This window comes from Vibrio nomapromontoriensis (genome assembly GCF_050337205.1).
GTDB lineage: Bacteria > Pseudomonadota > Gammaproteobacteria > Enterobacterales > Vibrionaceae > Vibrio > Vibrio nomapromontoriensis.
This window is the reverse complement of the sequence record NZ_JAKJSS010000006.1, coordinates 261,633-277,340: the sequence shown is the minus strand read 5'-3', so window position 1 is coordinate 277,340 and position 15,708 is coordinate 261,633. Positions and strand designations below refer to the sequence as shown.

Sequence of the window (15,708 nt, the reverse complement as noted above, 5' to 3'; positions counted from 1 at the left end):
GTAATCTTAACCAGCGGCAAATTATAACTCGTTAAACTCTGAGCAGTATTCCACCAGACCTTTACCAGCTGGGAAAAGATCCTTAAGCGACGCTTCTGTCAATGAACGGGCTTGAAATGCGCCTTCTGGTACTTCCCACTGGCATTCTAAATCGTATACCGCTGCTGATTGAAAACCAAATTTCCCATAGAAATCTGGATCGCCGAGTACCACACAGGCGGGGTAGCCTAGTTCAGGCAACGTTTCAAAAGCTTCTTTTAGCAGCGCTCTTGCAATTCCTTGACCTTGATAACCCTCACTCACTGCTAATGGTGCTAACCCTTGCCAAGCATAGTCTTCACCATCTACCGTGACTGGCGTAAACAAGACATGGCCGACTACTTCACCCTCATCGGTACACGCCACTAATGAAAGCGTTAACTTACTGTTCTCTCTTAGAGACATCACTAAGTTAGCTTCTGCTTCACTTTCAAAGACAGATTTTAGCAACCGATCAATAGTCAAAATATCAGATGGTGCTTCAGTTCGAATAAGCATGGGACACCTCACTACGGTTGGCTGGTGATTGTGTGCCTTTGTAAACAAAATCGGCCAGATGGTTCAATGCGCTTAGCATCGCTTTAGGTAACGCATCAAGATCGACGCTATCCATCAAATTTTTCACTTCAAGCCCTAACTCCGTATCCCCTTCGATACTGAGTCGACGTTGGAAAAATAATGTATCCGGGTCTTCTTTTCTGCCTGCGATAAGAACTAAATCATTTAGGTTGCCACTAAAACTCACATCCTCAGCCTGAGGTTGCTCTGCAACAAGCAACTTTTCATTCTCGTAGGAAATATACCAACTGAGGTTTAGATCACGAATATGAACTTTTAACCACTTTCCTTCAAGAAATTCAAAGTCACCATCTTCAAGTGATTCTTTAAAAACGGTTTTTAGTGCTTCAGACAATGCCATATTTTGAAACTTCGTTGGCAAAAAATGGACTGGAGATCGCAAAATTTGTGCTGCGTTTTTAACTAGTTGACTTCGAATCTTGTCTAACACGCGGTTTTTCCGTTAATTTATGCTTCAATTGCCTCATAATACGATATTCGAACAAAAAAAATCCTGTTATGTGTCAAATATTTCTAGCTTTGGACTCTCCCCTTTTCTAACTGATTAATCACGGTTATAGTGTGGGGGTTACTGATATATAAGCTCTTCGGAGAACTGGTAGTACATTGATGTCATCCAAATCGTTAAAGGAATACTTCGCCAAGCTCACGTCCAATAGCCCTTTCTTTTTTGCTATTTTGGATGACGAACACCAATACTGTATGGTCAATGATCGGTATTGTGATGTTGCAGGACTGACCCATAGTGATCTGGTCGGCATGAACGATCAACAAATTCTAGGGGAGCGGTTTTATTGCCAACTTAAGCCTTATTACGATCGTGCATTATCTGGTGAGTCCATCGAAGCAGAGGTTACCCTCGATGAATCTGATGTAGAGTCGAGTCTGCATTTTAGCGTTTCACCTATTTCTGTCGATGGTGTCATCGAAAATATCGTATTCCACGCCATTGATACCTCAGAAAAACAGATACTCACACGCTCACTAGAAGAATCTGAAAGCAAATTTCTCAAGCTATCGCGACTGATCCCCGATGGACTGTTGCTAGTTGAAGATGATTGCATCTTATCAGCTAACCCTGCAGCGGCGCGCTTGTTTGGCTATTCTTCTCCAACCGATTTATTAAGCGAACCCCTTAGTCGACTCCTGGTCGACGAACACAGCAAAGCACCCGTCAGTTTAAATCTAAATTCGACGATTGATAGTAAGCCACTTCATTTCAGAACGAGCGATTACTGTGGTACGCAACGCCGTTTGGTATTGCATGTGGATGACGCGAATCTCTTTGGTAACTGTGCGCATCTGATCCTCATCCAAGACATGGATGAAAAGCCAAAACCCGTTTCGAAAGATAGCCATGAAGATGTCAATATTGATGCGCTGACCAAGCTCTACAATCGACTTGGTTTTACTCGCTGCCTCGATCACTTTATCGAAAAGAAAACGCCATTGATCATGCTCTATCTTGATCTGGACAACTTTAAGAACATTAACGACTCATTGGGGCATCATATTGGTGACCGAGTGATTCAAGAGGTATCGACAAGGCTAAAGCGCCACCTTCCTCAAAAAACCGTTCTGGCTCACCTTGGCGGCGATGAATTTGGCATAATTTTACCAGAGCCCGAAGGCAGTAGTGCCGCGGATATGCTCGCAGAAAAAATCATTGAACTCATTAACCAACCTTTTGACTTACACCACTTTAGTAAACGGCTAGCCTGTTCCATTGGCAGCGTCACATACCCCAATGATGGGCATGACCCGCGAATCTTGCTGCAAAATGCCGATACCGCCATGTATGAAGCGAAAGCTCGCGGTCGAAATAGATTGATTAAATTCAACGATCAAATGAACAAAGAAGCACGCATGCGACTTTGGCTAGAGATCGAGCTGCAAAAAGCTTTAGCGCAAAACGGGTTAGAGGTCTGGTATCAACCAAAAGTTAATGCCCGTGATTTTAGTATCAATGGTGCCGAGGCGTTGGTTCGTTGGAAGCATCCTGTCGAAGGCTATATTAGCCCCGCCTCTTTTATCCCGGTAGCCGAACAAGCGGGTCTTATTGAGCATCTTGGTCGCGTGGTCATGCGCGATGTTTTCAATACAGTAAAACGCTGGAAGCTACAGGGAATCTTGCCGGGTCGAGTTGCGATTAACTTATCGCCAGAGCAATTTGGCAATCCTAAGCTCATTGACTACATGGAAAGGCTGCTGCATACCACAGGGCTCGATCCAAGCTGCATTACCTTTGAGCTGACAGAAAGCGCCGTAATGAGCAACAGTGAACATACCTTGCAGATGCTTGATGCAATCAAGCGTTTAGGGTTTGCCTTGTCAATTGATGACTTTGGCACGGGCTACTCCTCGCTTTCTTATCTTGCCCACTTCCCTATTGATGAACTCAAAATAGACCGAGCGTTCATTATGGATATTGATACGCTGCCCAAGCAACTTACCGTGATTGAGAACATCATTAACCTCGGTAAGTCATTAAACCTATCCGTTGTGGCGGAAGGGGTAGAAACTCGCCATCAAGCGACGTTGCTCTCTAATCTTAATTGCCACTCTATCCAAGGGTTCCACTTCCACCGACCGCAACCTAAACATGAAGTCGAAGCCCTGTTTGCTCAAAATCGACGTCATCGTAATTAAACCATCATTGTACTAGTGCCAAGTCGGTGAGCACTAGTACTGTCAAACTCAAATGCTGTGGCGAATGCATTGCTCACCTTATTTCGCGGCTTTAATCACCAAGCCTCACCCCATTGTGCTCAATCTATTGTTATTTGCCCTGTGAGTTTACCTCTTTGGTGTTAATTGCATGTTTATTAATGTAAACCTGCCTCACATCAAATTGGCCGTTCATCTTTCTTCATAAAATGCCCGCCTATATAGGATAAACTGGTATTGAGCTTATGGAACTCTTATGCCCAGCAGGTAACCTACCTGCGCTTAAAACGGCAATAGATTGCGGCGCAGACGCGGTGTACATTGGATTTAAAGATGACACGAACGCTCGCCACTTTGCAGGATTAAACTTCACCGGAAAAAAACTAGAACGCGCGGTGCAATATGTTCATGATCGCAATAAAAAAATCCACATCGCATTAAACACGTTTGCCCACCCTGATGGGTTTGAGCGTTGGACTAATGCCGTCGATCAAGCGGCTGAACTTGGCGTCGATGCCCTGATCGTTGCGGATATTGCGGTGCTCGATTACGCCGCTACCAAGTACCCTGATTTAGAGCTGCACCTATCAGTTCAAGCGTCAGCAACCAATACGGCGGCTGTCGACTTTTATCACCAAAACTTCAATGTTAAACGAGTGGTATTGCCACGCGTGCTATCTATCCACCAAGTTAAACAGCTGTCGAGAAACATCACTTCAGATGTAGAGCTTGAAGTGTTCGCATTTGGCAGTTTATGCATCATGGCTGAAGGCCGATGCTACTTATCTTCATACTTAACGGGTGAATCGCCAAATACGGTTGGGGCATGCTCTCCAGCAAAATATGTTCGTTGGCAAGAAACCGAGACGGGCTTAGAGTCTCGTTTAAACGATATACTCATTGATCGCTATGCCGCAGGCGAAAACGCTGGCTACCCAACCTTATGTAAGGGTCGATTTGAGGCCAATATCGATGGTGAGAGAAAGCGTTATCATGCACTTGAAGAGCCGACCAGCTTAAACACATTATCGATGCTTCCCGATCTCTTTGCTGCCAATGTGTCTTCAGTGAAAATTGAAGGCCGACAACGTAGTCCTGCTTATGTGGAACAAGTCACTAGAACGTGGCGCGAAGCCATCGATCTTTATCAACGCGATCCACAGCAGTACCAAGTCAAACAAGCTTGGGATCAAGCCCTAGCCAATGTCTCAGAAGGGACACAAACCACTCTCGGCGCGTACCATCGCAAGTGGCAATAATCAGAGGTTAATTGATGAAATATGCACTCGGGCCACTACTCTATTTCTGGCCAAAACAAGATGTAGAAAGCTTTTATGAACAAGCAAAATCCAGTTCAGCCGATATCATTTATCTTGGGGAAACCGTCTGTTCAAAACGCCGAGAAATGAAGGCTGCACACTGGCTTGATATGGCTAAGTCACTGTCTCAATCGGGTAAGCAAGTCGTGATATCCACCATGGCACTGTTGGAAGCACCCAGTGAAGTCAACATCATGAAGAAGTACATCGACAACGGTGACTTTGCGATTGAAGCTAATGATGTATCGGCTATTCAGCTTGCCAGCCAAAATAAAGTGCCGTTTGTTGTCGGCCCGGCGGTGAATACCTACAACGCTCGTACCCTCAAGCTTTTTGTAGAGCAAGGTATGACACGCTGGTGCATGCCGGTTGAATTGTCTCGCGAATGGTTGGTGAATACCTTAAATCAGGCCGATGACATTGGTATTCGTAATCAATTTGAAGTCGAAGTATTTAGCCATGGTTATATTCCTTTGGCTTATTCAGCACGCTGTTTTACGGCGAGAGCTGAGAATCGCGCCAAAGATGATTGCGAAACCTGCTGTATAAAATACCCGACGGGGCTACAAGTAGAGAGCCAAGAAGGTCAATCTGTCTTTAACCTTAACGGCATTCAAACGCAATCGGGCTACGAGTACAACCTTATCAACGACCTTCAGTCTATGAAGGGGTTGGTCGACGTAGTTCGTCTTAGTCCCATTGGCTTGGATACGTTTTCAGAAGTTGAACGCTTCCGAGCTAATGAGAATGGCAGTAATCCAGCAAGCCACTTAGATCGTCAATGTAATGGCTACTGGCACCAGATTGCAGGACTTAACGTCCAATAAACCGCATGATGCGCTTGTCCTAATCACAAGCGCATCATATTACCTTAAGCTTGATGCCTACCTAGGCAGAACATATAGCTCACTTTTATGTGTGTTTATACCTAACGTTACGCCATTACTGGGGTTGCATGGTCTTCACGCAACAGCTTTACATCCTGCCACATCATATACACAACGACGATAGCCAGCGCCACATTAGAAATTGGATAAGCAATCCATATACCCGTCACACCCCAAATCTTAGGCAGCACATAAAGAAACGGCAGTTGTACTAACATGTTACCTAAGGTGACAAATAGCGCTTTTTTACTCTTGTTGATAGCCTGATAATACGCGGCAGCGACAACTAAGAAGCCATCTAGAAACATAGAAAACAAATGCAATCGAATCCCTAGAACCGTGTTGTCGACTAACTCTGTATCCCCGGAGTTAAAAATAGAGACGACTTCAAGAGGATACAGATTCAGCAGCGTGACAAACGCCACCCCACCTGCGACAGCACTTATCATCGCCACTTTAAATAATTTACGCATATTGTCTTTACGACCAGCGCCAAAATTGTAGCTAAGTAATGGTTGCATCGCGTTTGCTATACCTTCCACAATTAAGTAGTAAAAGGTAATGATATAGCCAAGAATTGCATACGCTCCTATCAGAACTACCGAGCCATAATCAGCAAATAACTTATTATGTATCGCTATCATAAATGAGCTATATGCGAACATAAAAAAGCTGGCGAGACCAATGGAGAGCATTGGTGGAACAACGCTATATTGAAACTTAAAGTCTTTCAGCGTTAAACGCATATTGGCACGGCTAGAGAAAAAGTAAGCCACGCCTAGAATAGTCACTACTGCCTGAGCAATCGCAGTGGCTAAAGCAGCGCCAGTGAGCTCCCACGCTAGAACCGCAATGAACAAATAGTCTAGAGCAATATTAATCACGGCACCGAGAATCATGAGCAACGTGGCAATGTTTGGACTGTCGTCATTACGTAGTAAGAAAGGAACCGCAATCGATCCCAACGAAAAGACACTACCAATGATTAGTACATCCAAATACTGGATGCCAAGCTCCAACATACGTCCCTGCGCACCTTGAATTTGCAGCGCGTAATCAGAGAAATTCCAAAGTACCACTGCAACCACAGGTCCTAAACCAAGCAGTAACATCAAGCCCGTCGCCAATGTTTTCTTAGCCGACTCGATATTTCCTTCACCTTGTTTTATTGATGACAGCGCCCCCGCACCAACACCAATCATCATGCCAATACCTAAGATCACACTGATCACTGGCCACACAACATTAATTCCAGCTAATCCCTCGCTGCCCATGTACTGCCCGATAAAAATACCATCGACTACCTGATAAAGGCCATTGACCAGCATGGCTGCAATCGTTGGGATAGCATAACGCCAAAACTGGCGATAAATAGATTGTTGCATTTTTCACTCTCACTTTAGTTATTCAAGCTAACTAAATAGACAAATTTTAAGATAGCGCTTTGCTTAATAATTGATTTAGTTGATCCGACTCTGAATCATCTAACTTCGTCCTTAGCTTAGTCGCGACTATGGCATAAATATGAGCTTCACTACTTAGTGGTACTCGCGACTTCTCCGTCAGCCGTACTCGCTTCGAGCGAGCATCTTCCAAGCACGCAATCCGTTCAACTAAGCCTTTCCGTTCCAAGCGTTTCACCATATTGGTGGCAGAAGGCTTAGACACATCAAGTTCATTGGCTAAGTCAGTTAAACGAATGGGTTCAGCCGAACTCTGGATTGCTTTCAGGTAGTCATATTCATTGAAACTTAGATGACCTAATGGATCTTCTTTACTATTGGTTCGCCATACTCGTGATGTTAACCGCTCTAGTTTCTCTATACTTGCTTCAATAGACATTCATACGACCCATTAATTAGCCAGGCTAACTAGTTTAAATGAATTGAAATAAAATCTCAAGATACAAAAAAACCAGCCATATAGGCTGGTTTTTAGTATAAAAAGAAAACTACTCGGCACTGTCAGACTGAAGTTTCGCCTCTTCAGCCAGCTTTTGTTTTTCTTTTTCAACCTGTTGCGCTCTAGCAATCTCAAATATTTTCGTTAACTCCAAAAACGCATACTTGTGTTCCGCGTAATCATAAACATTTTGAGCTATCGCCAATTTATACAAAGATACTGCTGCTGGGTAATCTCCATCGATTTGATGACGCTTGGCTAAATAGAAATACACTTCAGTCAATCGTTCAGCAAGTACATTGTTATCTCTGCTGCTTGCTAGTACGGCTTTAAAGGCTTGCTCCTCCGTCACTTTATCTAGCATCAATGCAACAAGGATCCAACCCCACTCGTTATTGGCACTCTGATAGCGCTTTTCTAAGGCAATTCCCGCATCCATCGGCCCTACTTCACGGGAAATGATATACAGCCAAAGCGCACGATAAGGATCAGATGGCGCTTCATTATAATATGACGTCATTCCTTCAATCGCTAAAGGAAAACGGTCTCCATAATATAATGCAATAGAACGGTTACGTAATGCGTAAGAGTTTGCCGCATCTAACTCTAAGCTTGAATCAAATGCTTCATAGGCGGAGTCGAAATCACCAATTTGAGTAAAGTACTGACCAACTTGGTTAAACACCACTGACTGTGCTGGGTTTAACTGCAGGGATTGATTAAAATCGAGCTGAGCAAGATCGCGTAAACCCAAGCTGTTGTAGTATGAACCTCGCTCAAAGTGCATTTTTGCACGTACATCATTCTCGAGATCACTGCGCTGTAGGAGCTGAGTTAATCGGGCCACTTGCACTTCATACTGAACATTGGCTTGTAAAGGAACGGCCATTGGCGGGTTTAACCACTGTAAGTCATCTTTCGATGAATTAGAGGCACAACCTGTCACGGCAACAACTAAACCTAATCCTAAAATTCGAAACCACTTCACTATAAATATCTCCTTGAACCTGATGCAATAAGACAATCAATTTAAATCATTGATCATTAAGTCTTAGCAGGTATTTTCCTTCGCGCATAAAAAAGAGGGGTCACTGACCCCTCTTTATAACACGCTTTCTCACATAATGTGCGAATTACGCAAATTATTCTGCGCTAGGCGCCGCATTGCCAGCTTCAGGAGCAGCTGGAGTTTCTAGCGCTTCCTTCATGCTTAGACGTACACGGCCTTGGCGGTCGATTTCAAGTACTTTAACTTGAACTTCTTGACCTTCTTTTAGGTAGTCCGTCACTTTCTCAACACGCTCGTTAGCGATTTGAGAGATGTGTACTAGACCATCTTTACCAGGAAGGATTGTCACGAATGCACCGAAGTCAGCAAGACGTGCAACTTTACCAGCGTAGATACGACCCACTTCTACTTCAGCAGTAATTTCTTCGATACGACGAATCGCTTCTTTCGCAGCAGCACCTTCAGTTGCTGCAATCTTGATAGTACCGTCGTCTTCGATTTCGATTGTAGTGCCAGTTTCTTCCGTAAGAGCACGGATAACAGCGCCACCTTTACCGATAACGTCTTTGATCTTCTCAGAGCTGATTTTCATCGTGTGAATACGAGGAGCAAACTCAGAGATATCTTCACGAGCACCAGAAATCGCTTCATCCATAACTGTTAGGATGTGCTTACGTGCACCTTGCGCTTGGTTAAGTGCAATTTGCATGATTTCTTTAGTGATACCTTCGATCTTGATGTCCATTTGAAGTGCAGTGATACCATCGTTAGTACCTGCTACTTTAAAGTCCATGTCGCCTAGGTGATCTTCGTCGCCAAGAATGTCAGAAAGAACAACAAAGTCGTCGCCTTCTTTCACTAGACCCATTGCGATACCCGCAACAGACGCTTTAATTGGTACACCAGCATCCATAAGTGCTAGAGAAGTACCACATACAGAAGCCATTGAAGAAGAACCGTTAGATTCTGTGATTTCCGATACAACACGTACTGTGTATGGGAATTCTTCTACTGAAGGCATCACTGCTGCAATACCACGCTTCGCCAGTTTACCGTGACCAATTTCACGACGCTTAGGAGAACCAACAAAGCCAGTCTCACCTACACAGTATGGAGGGAAGTTGTAGTGTAGAAGGAAGTTGTCTTTCTTCTCACCCATTAGGCTATCGATGATTTGTGCATCACGCTGTGTACCAAGCGTTGCAGTAACAAGTGCTTGAGTCTCACCACGAGTGAATAGAGAAGAACCGTGAGTACGTGGAAGTACACCAGTACGTACATCAAGTGCACGAACCATGTCTTTTTCACGACCATCAATACGTGGGTTACCTGCAATAATGCGGCTACGTACAACGTTTTTCTCTAGAGAACCTAGCATGCCGCGAATTTCGCGCTCATCAAGTTCTTCGTTTTCAGCAAGAAGCGTTGCAACTACGTCATTCTTAATTGCGCCTACTTGCTCGTAACGCGCCATTTTTTCTGTGATTTGGTAAGCATCTGAAAGACGAGTTTCAGCAAGCTCAGCCACTTTTGCTTTTAGCTCAGTGTTTACTTCAGGTGCAGTCCAATCCCAAGAAGGCGTCGCAACTTCAGCAGCAAATTCGTTGATCGCTTTGATAACAACTTGTTGTTGATCGTGACCGTAAACTACAGCAGAAAGCATTTCTTCTTCAGATAGGTTATCTGCTTCAGATTCAACCATTAGTACTGCGCCTTCTGTACCAGACACAACTAGGTCCAGTTTAGAGTTTTCAAGCTCAGCATTTGAAGGGTTAAGTACAAGCTCACCATCAATGTGGCCAACACGTGCCGCACCGATAGGGCCATTGAAAGGAACGCCAGCAATAGCAAGTGCTGCAGAAGTACCAATCATTGTGATCATGTCAGGGTTTACGTCTGGGTTGATAGAAACAACCGTTGCGATAACCTGAACTTCGTTTTTAAACGCACTTGGGAATAGTGGACGGATTGGACGGTCGATAAGACGAGCCGTTAGCGTTTCCGCTTCAGAAGGACGGCCTTCACGCTTAAAGAAACCACCTGGGATTTTACCTGCAGCGTAAGTACGCTCTTGGTAGTTAACTGTAAGTGGGAAGAAGTCTTGACCCGCTACCGCTTCTTTTTTAGCGACAACTGATACGAATACTGATGTGTCATCCATTGTTGCCATTACAGCAGCAGTTGCTTGACGAGCGATAACGCCTGTTTCTAGCGTTACAGTGTGGTTGCCGTATTGAAACGACTTAACAACTGGTTTTTCGAACATTGTATTTCCTTTTATCTAGAACCAACTAGATTGAGTGTTTATTGGCTCAAGGCATCACATATCGCGACTAGTGCAAATCGCCTAAGGGTTTCTCTTCTAGCATGTTTCACCTAGAGGATAACGCCTAAGCTAACTTGGAATAGTCGCGACCTAATGGTCGACTAATTGGACTGCAATGCAATGAGTGGAGCATTAGAACCTGTCAGTCGGCTCCAACGGGACGTAGTATAAACTACTTAATGCGGATTGTGCTAATAACAGCGAAATTTAGGCATCAAAAAAGGGGCATATAGCCCCTTTTATACAAACTGTTCTATGCAGACGCTTATTAGCGACGTAGACCTAGACGTTTGATTAGATCTTGGTAGCGAGCTAGATTTTTACCTTTAAGGTAGTCTAGAAGCTTACGACGGCTAGAAACCATACGTAGTAGACCACGACGGCTATGGTGATCGCCTTTGTGAGCTTTAAAGTGACCTTGAAGGTGGTTGATAGAAGCAGTAAGTAGTGCTACTTGTACTTCTGGTGAACCAGTGTCGCCTTCAGATTGTGCGTATTCTGCAACGATTGCTGCTTTAGTTTCTGCATTCAGAGACATAATGCTCTCCTAATAAGAGTAGGTTTATAGTTGTAGCAGCCAATCTCTGATTCAGCCGCTACGCGAAGCGCGAATTATAGGGAAGTTTATCGAAGGGTGCAATAGCTAACGTCAGTTAAAATACTCTCGCTAACGTAGATTAAAATAATAAAGGCGAGTAGGTTCAATCCCACTCACCCTTTAATTTTACGTCTGCATAATCTAGCCAAATCTTACTTAACGTTTACAGTAAGTTAGATCAAATAGACTATCTAGCGCTTATAGCAAGCCGTTATTCTGTTTCTTCAGAAAACACGACCAAACGCTTTGGTGCAACTTTGCCATTACTGTCAATGGTTGCGACACCAATGAACAACTTCTCGTCACCACTCGTCATACGCACTGTGCCTTCAGATGGTGCTCCAGAGACTTGCACTGGCATACCGTGCTGAACAAGATCGGTCAGTTCCGCATTCATGTTCACTTCCGGTAAGTCTTCAACCGCCGTATCCATTGGCATAAGCAGTGGATCAAGAAGTTCTCTAGGAGCAATCTCTTCGCGCTCAGCTTGTACTAATAGCTCGTTGAGCTGCTCCAGCGTCACCATCTTCTCGTATGGGTACTTTGCAACCCCTGTGCGACGCAAGTAAGTCACGTGCGCACCACAACCTAGCATTTCGCCAAGATCATCGGTAATGGTTCGAATGTAAGTCCCTTTTGAACAATGGACTTCCATTTCAATCTCATCGCCTTCAAAACGCAATAGTTCGATGGAATACACCGTGATTTTGCGAGACTCACGCGGAACCTCAACACCTTCACGGGCATACTCATAGAGCGGGCGACCTTGATACTTCAATGCTGAGAACATAGAAGGAACCTGATCGGTTTCGCCTTTAAAACTAGCGACACATCGTTCAAGTTGCTCTTGCGTTACATTCACTTCACGAGTTTCAACGACTTCACCGTCAGAATCGGACGTATTAGTACGCTCACCAAGCTTAGCTTTCACAACATAACGTTTATCCGAATCCAGTAAGAACTGAGAAAACTTCGTTGCTTCACCTAAACAAATTGGCAGCATGCCTGTCGCTAACGGATCAAGAGCGCCCGTATGACCGGCTTTTTGAGCGAAGTAGAGTCGCTTAACTTTTTGCAAAGCATCGTTTGACGAAATCCCGGTTGGTTTATCCAGCAAGATAACCCCATGAACTGGACGACCTTTACGACGACGAGCCATTACTCTTCGTCCTCGCGACCTGCTTCTTTTTGTTTACGCTTGTCATCACTCAACACTTCACTCACGAGGTTAGACATGCGCATACCTTCAACCAATGTGTTGTCGTAAGTAAAGCGAACCTCAGGCGTTAGACGGTGACGAATACGCTTACCAAGCGCCATACGTACTGGTACTTCATGCTCTTTTAGAGCCGCTAGACACGACTCTGGTGTTTGCTCACCAACACAAAGGAAAGTAACGAAAACTTTGGCATATGCTAGGTCACGTGATACTTCCACATCAGAAATCGTCACCATGCCAATGCGAGAGTCACGAACTTCGCGCTGTAGAATAAGCGCCAGTTCTTTTTGCAATTGCTGCGACACGCGTTGCGTGCGGCTAAATTCTTTTGACATTTCTTTTCTCACTATAGGAAAAATGGGGGGCTTGCGCCCCCCATGGTGTATTTAACAACCATTACTACTAATTAAAAAAGTCAGCAGCTATTTTGTCAATTAATCTAGAGTACGTTTAATCTCAACGATTTCGAATACTTCGATTTGGTCGCCTACGCGAACATCGTTGTAGTTCTTAACGCCGATACCACACTCGTAGCCGTTCTTAACTTCTTGAACGTCGTCTTTGAAGCGGCGTAGAGATTCTAGCTCACCTTCGTAGATTACAACGTTATCGCGAAGAACGCGGATTGGGTTATTACGCTTAATTGTACCTTCAGTAACCATACAACCTGCAATAGCGCCAAGTTTAGGAGACTTAAATACGTCACGTACTTCAGCAAGACCAATGATTTCTTGCTTGAATTCAGGAGCAAGCATACCGCCCATTGCCTGTTTCACTTCGTCAATCAGTTGGTAAATGATTGAGTAGTAACGAAGATCTAGGTTTTCATTTTCAATCGCACGGCGAGCAGAAGCATCAGCACGTACGTTAAAGCCTAGGATGATCGCATTTGAAGCAGCAGCAAGTGATGCGTCAGTTTCAGTAATACCACCAACACCAGAACCTACGATGTTCACTTTCACTTCGTCAGTAGAAAGTTTCAATAGTGAGTCTGCGATAGCTTCAACAGAACCTTGTACGTCTGCTTTAAGTACTACATTTAGCTCAGCAACGTCACCAGCAGTCATGTTAGAGAACATGTTTTCTAGTTTCGCTTTCTGTTGACGAGCAAGTTTCACGTCACGGAATTTACCTTGACGGTAGTTCGCTACTTCACGAGCTTTACGCTCATCACGAACAACCGTTGCTTCATCACCAGATGACGGCACGCCAGAAAGACCTAAAATCTCAACTGGAATAGATGGACCCGCTTCAAAGACTTCTTTACCAATCTCATCACGCATCGCACGTACACGACCGTATTCTTGACCACAAAGAACGATATCGCCTTTGCGAAGTGTACCAGACTGAACAAGTACAGTTGCAACTGGACCACGACCTTTATCAAGGAAAGATTCAACCACAACACCAGAAGCCATACCATCAGCAACCGCTGTTAGCTCTAGAACTTCAGATTGAAGTAGAATTGCTTCTAGAAGACCGTCGATGTTTGTACCCTGTTTTGCAGAGATATGAACGAAGATGTTCTCACCGCCCCACTCTTCAGGAATAACGTCGTATTGAGCAAGCTCATTCTTAACGTTATCTGGGTTTGCACCCTCTTTATCAATTTTGTTTACCGCGATAATCAAAGGTACGCCAGCCGCTTTCGCGTGTTGGATAGCTTCAACAGTCTGTGGCATTACGCCATCATCTGCAGCAACAACTAGAACAACGATATCCGTCGCTTGAGCACCACGAGCACGCATAGCAGTAAATGCGGCGTGTCCAGGAGTATCAAGGAAGGTAATCATACCGTTTTCAGTTTCTACGTGGTATGCACCGATGTGCTGAGTAATACCACCCGCCTCACCTGACGCTACGTGCGTACGACGAATGTAGTCAAGTGTAGATGTCTTACCGTGGTCAACGTGACCCATGATAGTAACAACTGGAGCACGAGATACGGCTTCAGACGTTGCATCACGGTCAGATAGTACCGCTTCTTCAAGTTCGTTTTCTTTACGAAGAACCACTTTGTGACCCATTTCTTCAGCAACAAGCGCTGCTGTTTCTTGGTCAATAACTTGGTTGATTGTCGCCATTGCACCCATTTTCATCATTACTTTGATGACTTCAGTGCCTTTTACTGACATTTTTTGTGCCAGCTCAGAAACAACAATCGTTTCGCCGATAACAACATCTTGCTTAGCAACTTGTGCAGACTTGTCAAAACCATGCTGCATTGAGCTAGGTTTCGCCAACTTACCTTTACGACCACGTTGGTTACGACCACCACGGCCACCGCGAGAATCATCACGATCTTGCGTTGATTTCTTTTTACGACGACGAGGCGTTTTCTCTTCGCTACGGTCTTGAGCATCTTCTGCTTCACGAGCGTAAGTTGAAGTCGTTACGTGATAGTCACCTTTCTCGCTTTCTTTCGACTTCTTCTCTTGCTCAGACCAGCGCTCAGCATTCTCTTCAGCCAACTTCTTCGCTTCTTCTGCGAGGCGAGCGGCTTCCGCTTCAGCCTTACGTTGTGCCTCTTGTTCTTGACGGCGCTTCAACTCGTCAGCTTCTTTTTTCGCTTCAGCATTCTTTGCGTTCATTTGTTTCTTGGCCTTTTCCGCTTCGTCGCGCTTTTGATCTGTTGAATCTGCATTGCGTTTTTCATCAGCTTTACGTTTAGCAGTTTCCTCTGCTGCACGTTTTTCTTCAGCTTCTCGCTTTGCTTTCTCTTCAGCTTCGCGCTGTGCTTTCTCTACAGCGTCACGTTTGGCTAGCTCTTCGGCTTCACGTTGTGCACGCTCTTCCGCCTCACGTGTTGCTGCTTCCTCAGCTTCACGTTTCTCTTGCTCGTCAATAGCGCTGCGCTTTACATAAGTACGCTTTTTACGTACTTCAATTTGTACATCTTTGCTCTTACCACCACCAGAGGCAACAGATAACGTACTACGTGTTTTACGTTGTAGCGTTAGTCGCGTTGGTTCAGATTCACCAGATGTATCACCATGTTCTTTTTTCAGGTGTGTAAGAAGTGTTTGCTTCTCATCATCATTAACCTGATCACTTTCTGATTTTTTAAGACCAGCATCAGCAAGTTGTTCAATTAGGCGTTCAACTGGCGTACCAATTTCTTCGCTAAGTGCTTTAACCGTAAGTTTTGTCATGCAACTACCTC

At 44.6% G+C, this 15,708-nt stretch carries 13 protein-coding genes; 3 read left to right on the top strand and 10 right to left on the bottom strand.

Annotation, left to right across the window (positions count from 1 at the left end):
- Positions 1 to 21 precede the first annotated feature (21 nt).
- Together L4D05_RS01365 and ubiT are read right to left on the bottom strand one after the other, a co-directional pair.
- Positions 22 to 537, bottom strand: a complete 516-nt coding sequence (locus tag L4D05_RS01365) for a GNAT family N-acetyltransferase (protein ID WP_428750442.1) — start codon at positions 535 to 537, stop codon at positions 22 to 24.
- Positions 521 to 1,048, bottom strand: a complete 528-nt coding sequence (ubiT, locus tag L4D05_RS01360) for a ubiquinone anaerobic biosynthesis accessory factor UbiT (RefSeq protein WP_428750441.1) — start codon at positions 1,046 to 1,048, stop codon at positions 521 to 523. Before ubiT ends, L4D05_RS01365 begins: the two co-directional genes overlap by 17 nt.
- Positions 1,049 to 1,227: 179 nt before the next feature.
- Here ubiT and L4D05_RS01355 point away from each other — a divergent pair, with 179 nt between their 5' ends.
- From L4D05_RS01355 to L4D05_RS01345, 3 genes are all read left to right on the top strand, one after another.
- Positions 1,228 to 3,267, top strand: coding sequence for a sensor domain-containing protein (locus L4D05_RS01355; RefSeq protein WP_428750440.1), 2,040 nt, complete (start codon positions 1,228 to 1,230; stop codon positions 3,265 to 3,267).
- A 263-nt stretch (positions 3,268 to 3,530) separates the two neighbouring features.
- On the top strand, positions 3,531 to 4,544 hold the full coding sequence (ubiU, locus tag L4D05_RS01350; protein WP_428750439.1) for a ubiquinone anaerobic biosynthesis protein UbiU: 1,014 nt from the start codon (positions 3,531 to 3,533) through the stop codon (positions 4,542 to 4,544).
- Between the two features lie 14 nt (positions 4,545 to 4,558).
- Positions 4,559 to 5,431 (top strand): U32 family peptidase, encoded by an 873-nt coding sequence (locus tag L4D05_RS01345; protein ID WP_428750438.1) that lies wholly within the window; start codon positions 4,559 to 4,561, stop codon positions 5,429 to 5,431.
- Positions 5,432 to 5,538: 107 nt separating this feature from the next.
- On the opposite strand, the gene L4D05_RS01340 is transcribed toward L4D05_RS01345, so the two are convergent.
- The 8 genes from L4D05_RS01340 to infB all read right to left on the bottom strand — a co-directional run bounded on the left by L4D05_RS01340 (position 5,539) and on the right by infB (position 15,697).
- On the bottom strand, positions 5,539 to 6,876 hold the full coding sequence (locus L4D05_RS01340) for an MATE family efflux transporter (RefSeq protein ID WP_428750437.1): 1,338 nt from the start codon (positions 6,874 to 6,876) through the stop codon (positions 5,539 to 5,541).
- Between the two features lie 46 nt (positions 6,877 to 6,922).
- Positions 6,923 to 7,333 carry a MarR family winged helix-turn-helix transcriptional regulator gene (locus tag L4D05_RS01335; RefSeq protein WP_428750436.1) on the bottom strand — a complete coding sequence of 137 codons (411 nt, stop codon included), beginning with the start codon at positions 7,331 to 7,333 and terminating at the stop codon, positions 6,923 to 6,925.
- Positions 7,334 to 7,442: 109 nt separating this feature from the next.
- On the bottom strand, positions 7,443 to 8,381 hold the full coding sequence (nlpI, locus tag L4D05_RS01330) for a lipoprotein NlpI (protein ID WP_265673719.1): 939 nt from the start codon (positions 8,379 to 8,381) through the stop codon (positions 7,443 to 7,445).
- A 154-nt stretch (positions 8,382 to 8,535) separates the two neighbouring features.
- Positions 8,536 to 10,668, bottom strand: a complete 2,133-nt coding sequence (gene pnp / locus L4D05_RS01325; RefSeq protein ID WP_428792812.1) for a polyribonucleotide nucleotidyltransferase — start codon at positions 10,666 to 10,668, stop codon at positions 8,536 to 8,538.
- Between the two features lie 328 nt (positions 10,669 to 10,996).
- Positions 10,997 to 11,266: a 30S ribosomal protein S15 gene (rpsO, locus tag L4D05_RS01320; protein WP_005598021.1), complete on the bottom strand. Its 270-nt coding sequence runs from the start codon at positions 11,264 to 11,266 to the stop codon at positions 10,997 to 10,999.
- Between the two features lie 271 nt (positions 11,267 to 11,537).
- Positions 11,538 to 12,485: a tRNA pseudouridine(55) synthase TruB gene (truB, locus tag L4D05_RS01315; protein WP_265673717.1), complete on the bottom strand. Its 948-nt coding sequence runs from the start codon at positions 12,483 to 12,485 to the stop codon at positions 11,538 to 11,540.
- Entirely contained in the window at positions 12,485 to 12,880 is a 396-nt protein-coding gene (gene rbfA / locus L4D05_RS01310; RefSeq protein WP_265673716.1) for a 30S ribosome-binding factor RbfA, read from the bottom strand. Before rbfA ends, truB begins: the two co-directional genes overlap by 1 nt.
- 99 nt (positions 12,881 to 12,979) lie before the next feature.
- A complete protein-coding gene (infB, locus tag L4D05_RS01305; RefSeq protein WP_428792811.1) occupies positions 12,980 to 15,697 on the bottom strand; it encodes a translation initiation factor IF-2 in 2,718 nt (905 codons plus the stop codon).
- Between the last annotated feature and the right edge of the window lie 11 nt (positions 15,698 to 15,708).

What these genes read in the sequence shown, in the direction of transcription:
- L4D05_RS01365 (WP_428750442.1), bottom strand. Translation starts at nt 537, where the DNA reads ATGCTTATTCGAACTGAAGCACCATCTGATATTTTGACTATTGATCGG.
- L4D05_RS01355 (WP_428750440.1), top strand. Translation starts at nt 1,228, where the DNA reads ATGTCATCCAAATCGTTAAAGGAATACTTCGCCAAGCTCACGTCCAAT.
- ubiU (WP_428750439.1), top strand. Translation starts at nt 3,531, where the DNA reads ATGGAACTCTTATGCCCAGCAGGTAACCTACCTGCGCTTAAAACGGCA.
- L4D05_RS01345 (WP_428750438.1), top strand. Translation starts at nt 4,559, where the DNA reads ATGAAATATGCACTCGGGCCACTACTCTATTTCTGGCCAAAACAAGAT.
- L4D05_RS01340 (WP_428750437.1), bottom strand. Translation starts at nt 6,876, where the DNA reads ATGCAACAATCTATTTATCGCCAGTTTTGGCGTTATGCTATCCCAACG.
- L4D05_RS01335 (WP_428750436.1), bottom strand. Translation starts at nt 7,333, where the DNA reads ATGTCTATTGAAGCAAGTATAGAGAAACTAGAGCGGTTAACATCACGA.
- pnp (WP_428792812.1), bottom strand. Translation starts at nt 10,668, where the DNA reads ATGTTCGAAAAACCAGTTGTTAAGTCGTTTCAATACGGCAACCACACT.
- rpsO (WP_005598021.1), bottom strand. Translation starts at nt 11,266, where the DNA reads ATGTCTCTGAATGCAGAAACTAAAGCAGCAATCGTTGCAGAATACGCA.
- truB (WP_265673717.1), bottom strand. Translation starts at nt 12,485, where the DNA reads ATGGCTCGTCGTCGTAAAGGTCGTCCAGTTCATGGGGTTATCTTGCTG.
- rbfA (WP_265673716.1), bottom strand. Translation starts at nt 12,880, where the DNA reads ATGTCAAAAGAATTTAGCCGCACGCAACGCGTGTCGCAGCAATTGCAA.
- infB (WP_428792811.1), bottom strand. Translation starts at nt 15,697, where the DNA reads ATGACAAAACTTACGGTTAAAGCACTTAGCGAAGAAATTGGTACGCCA.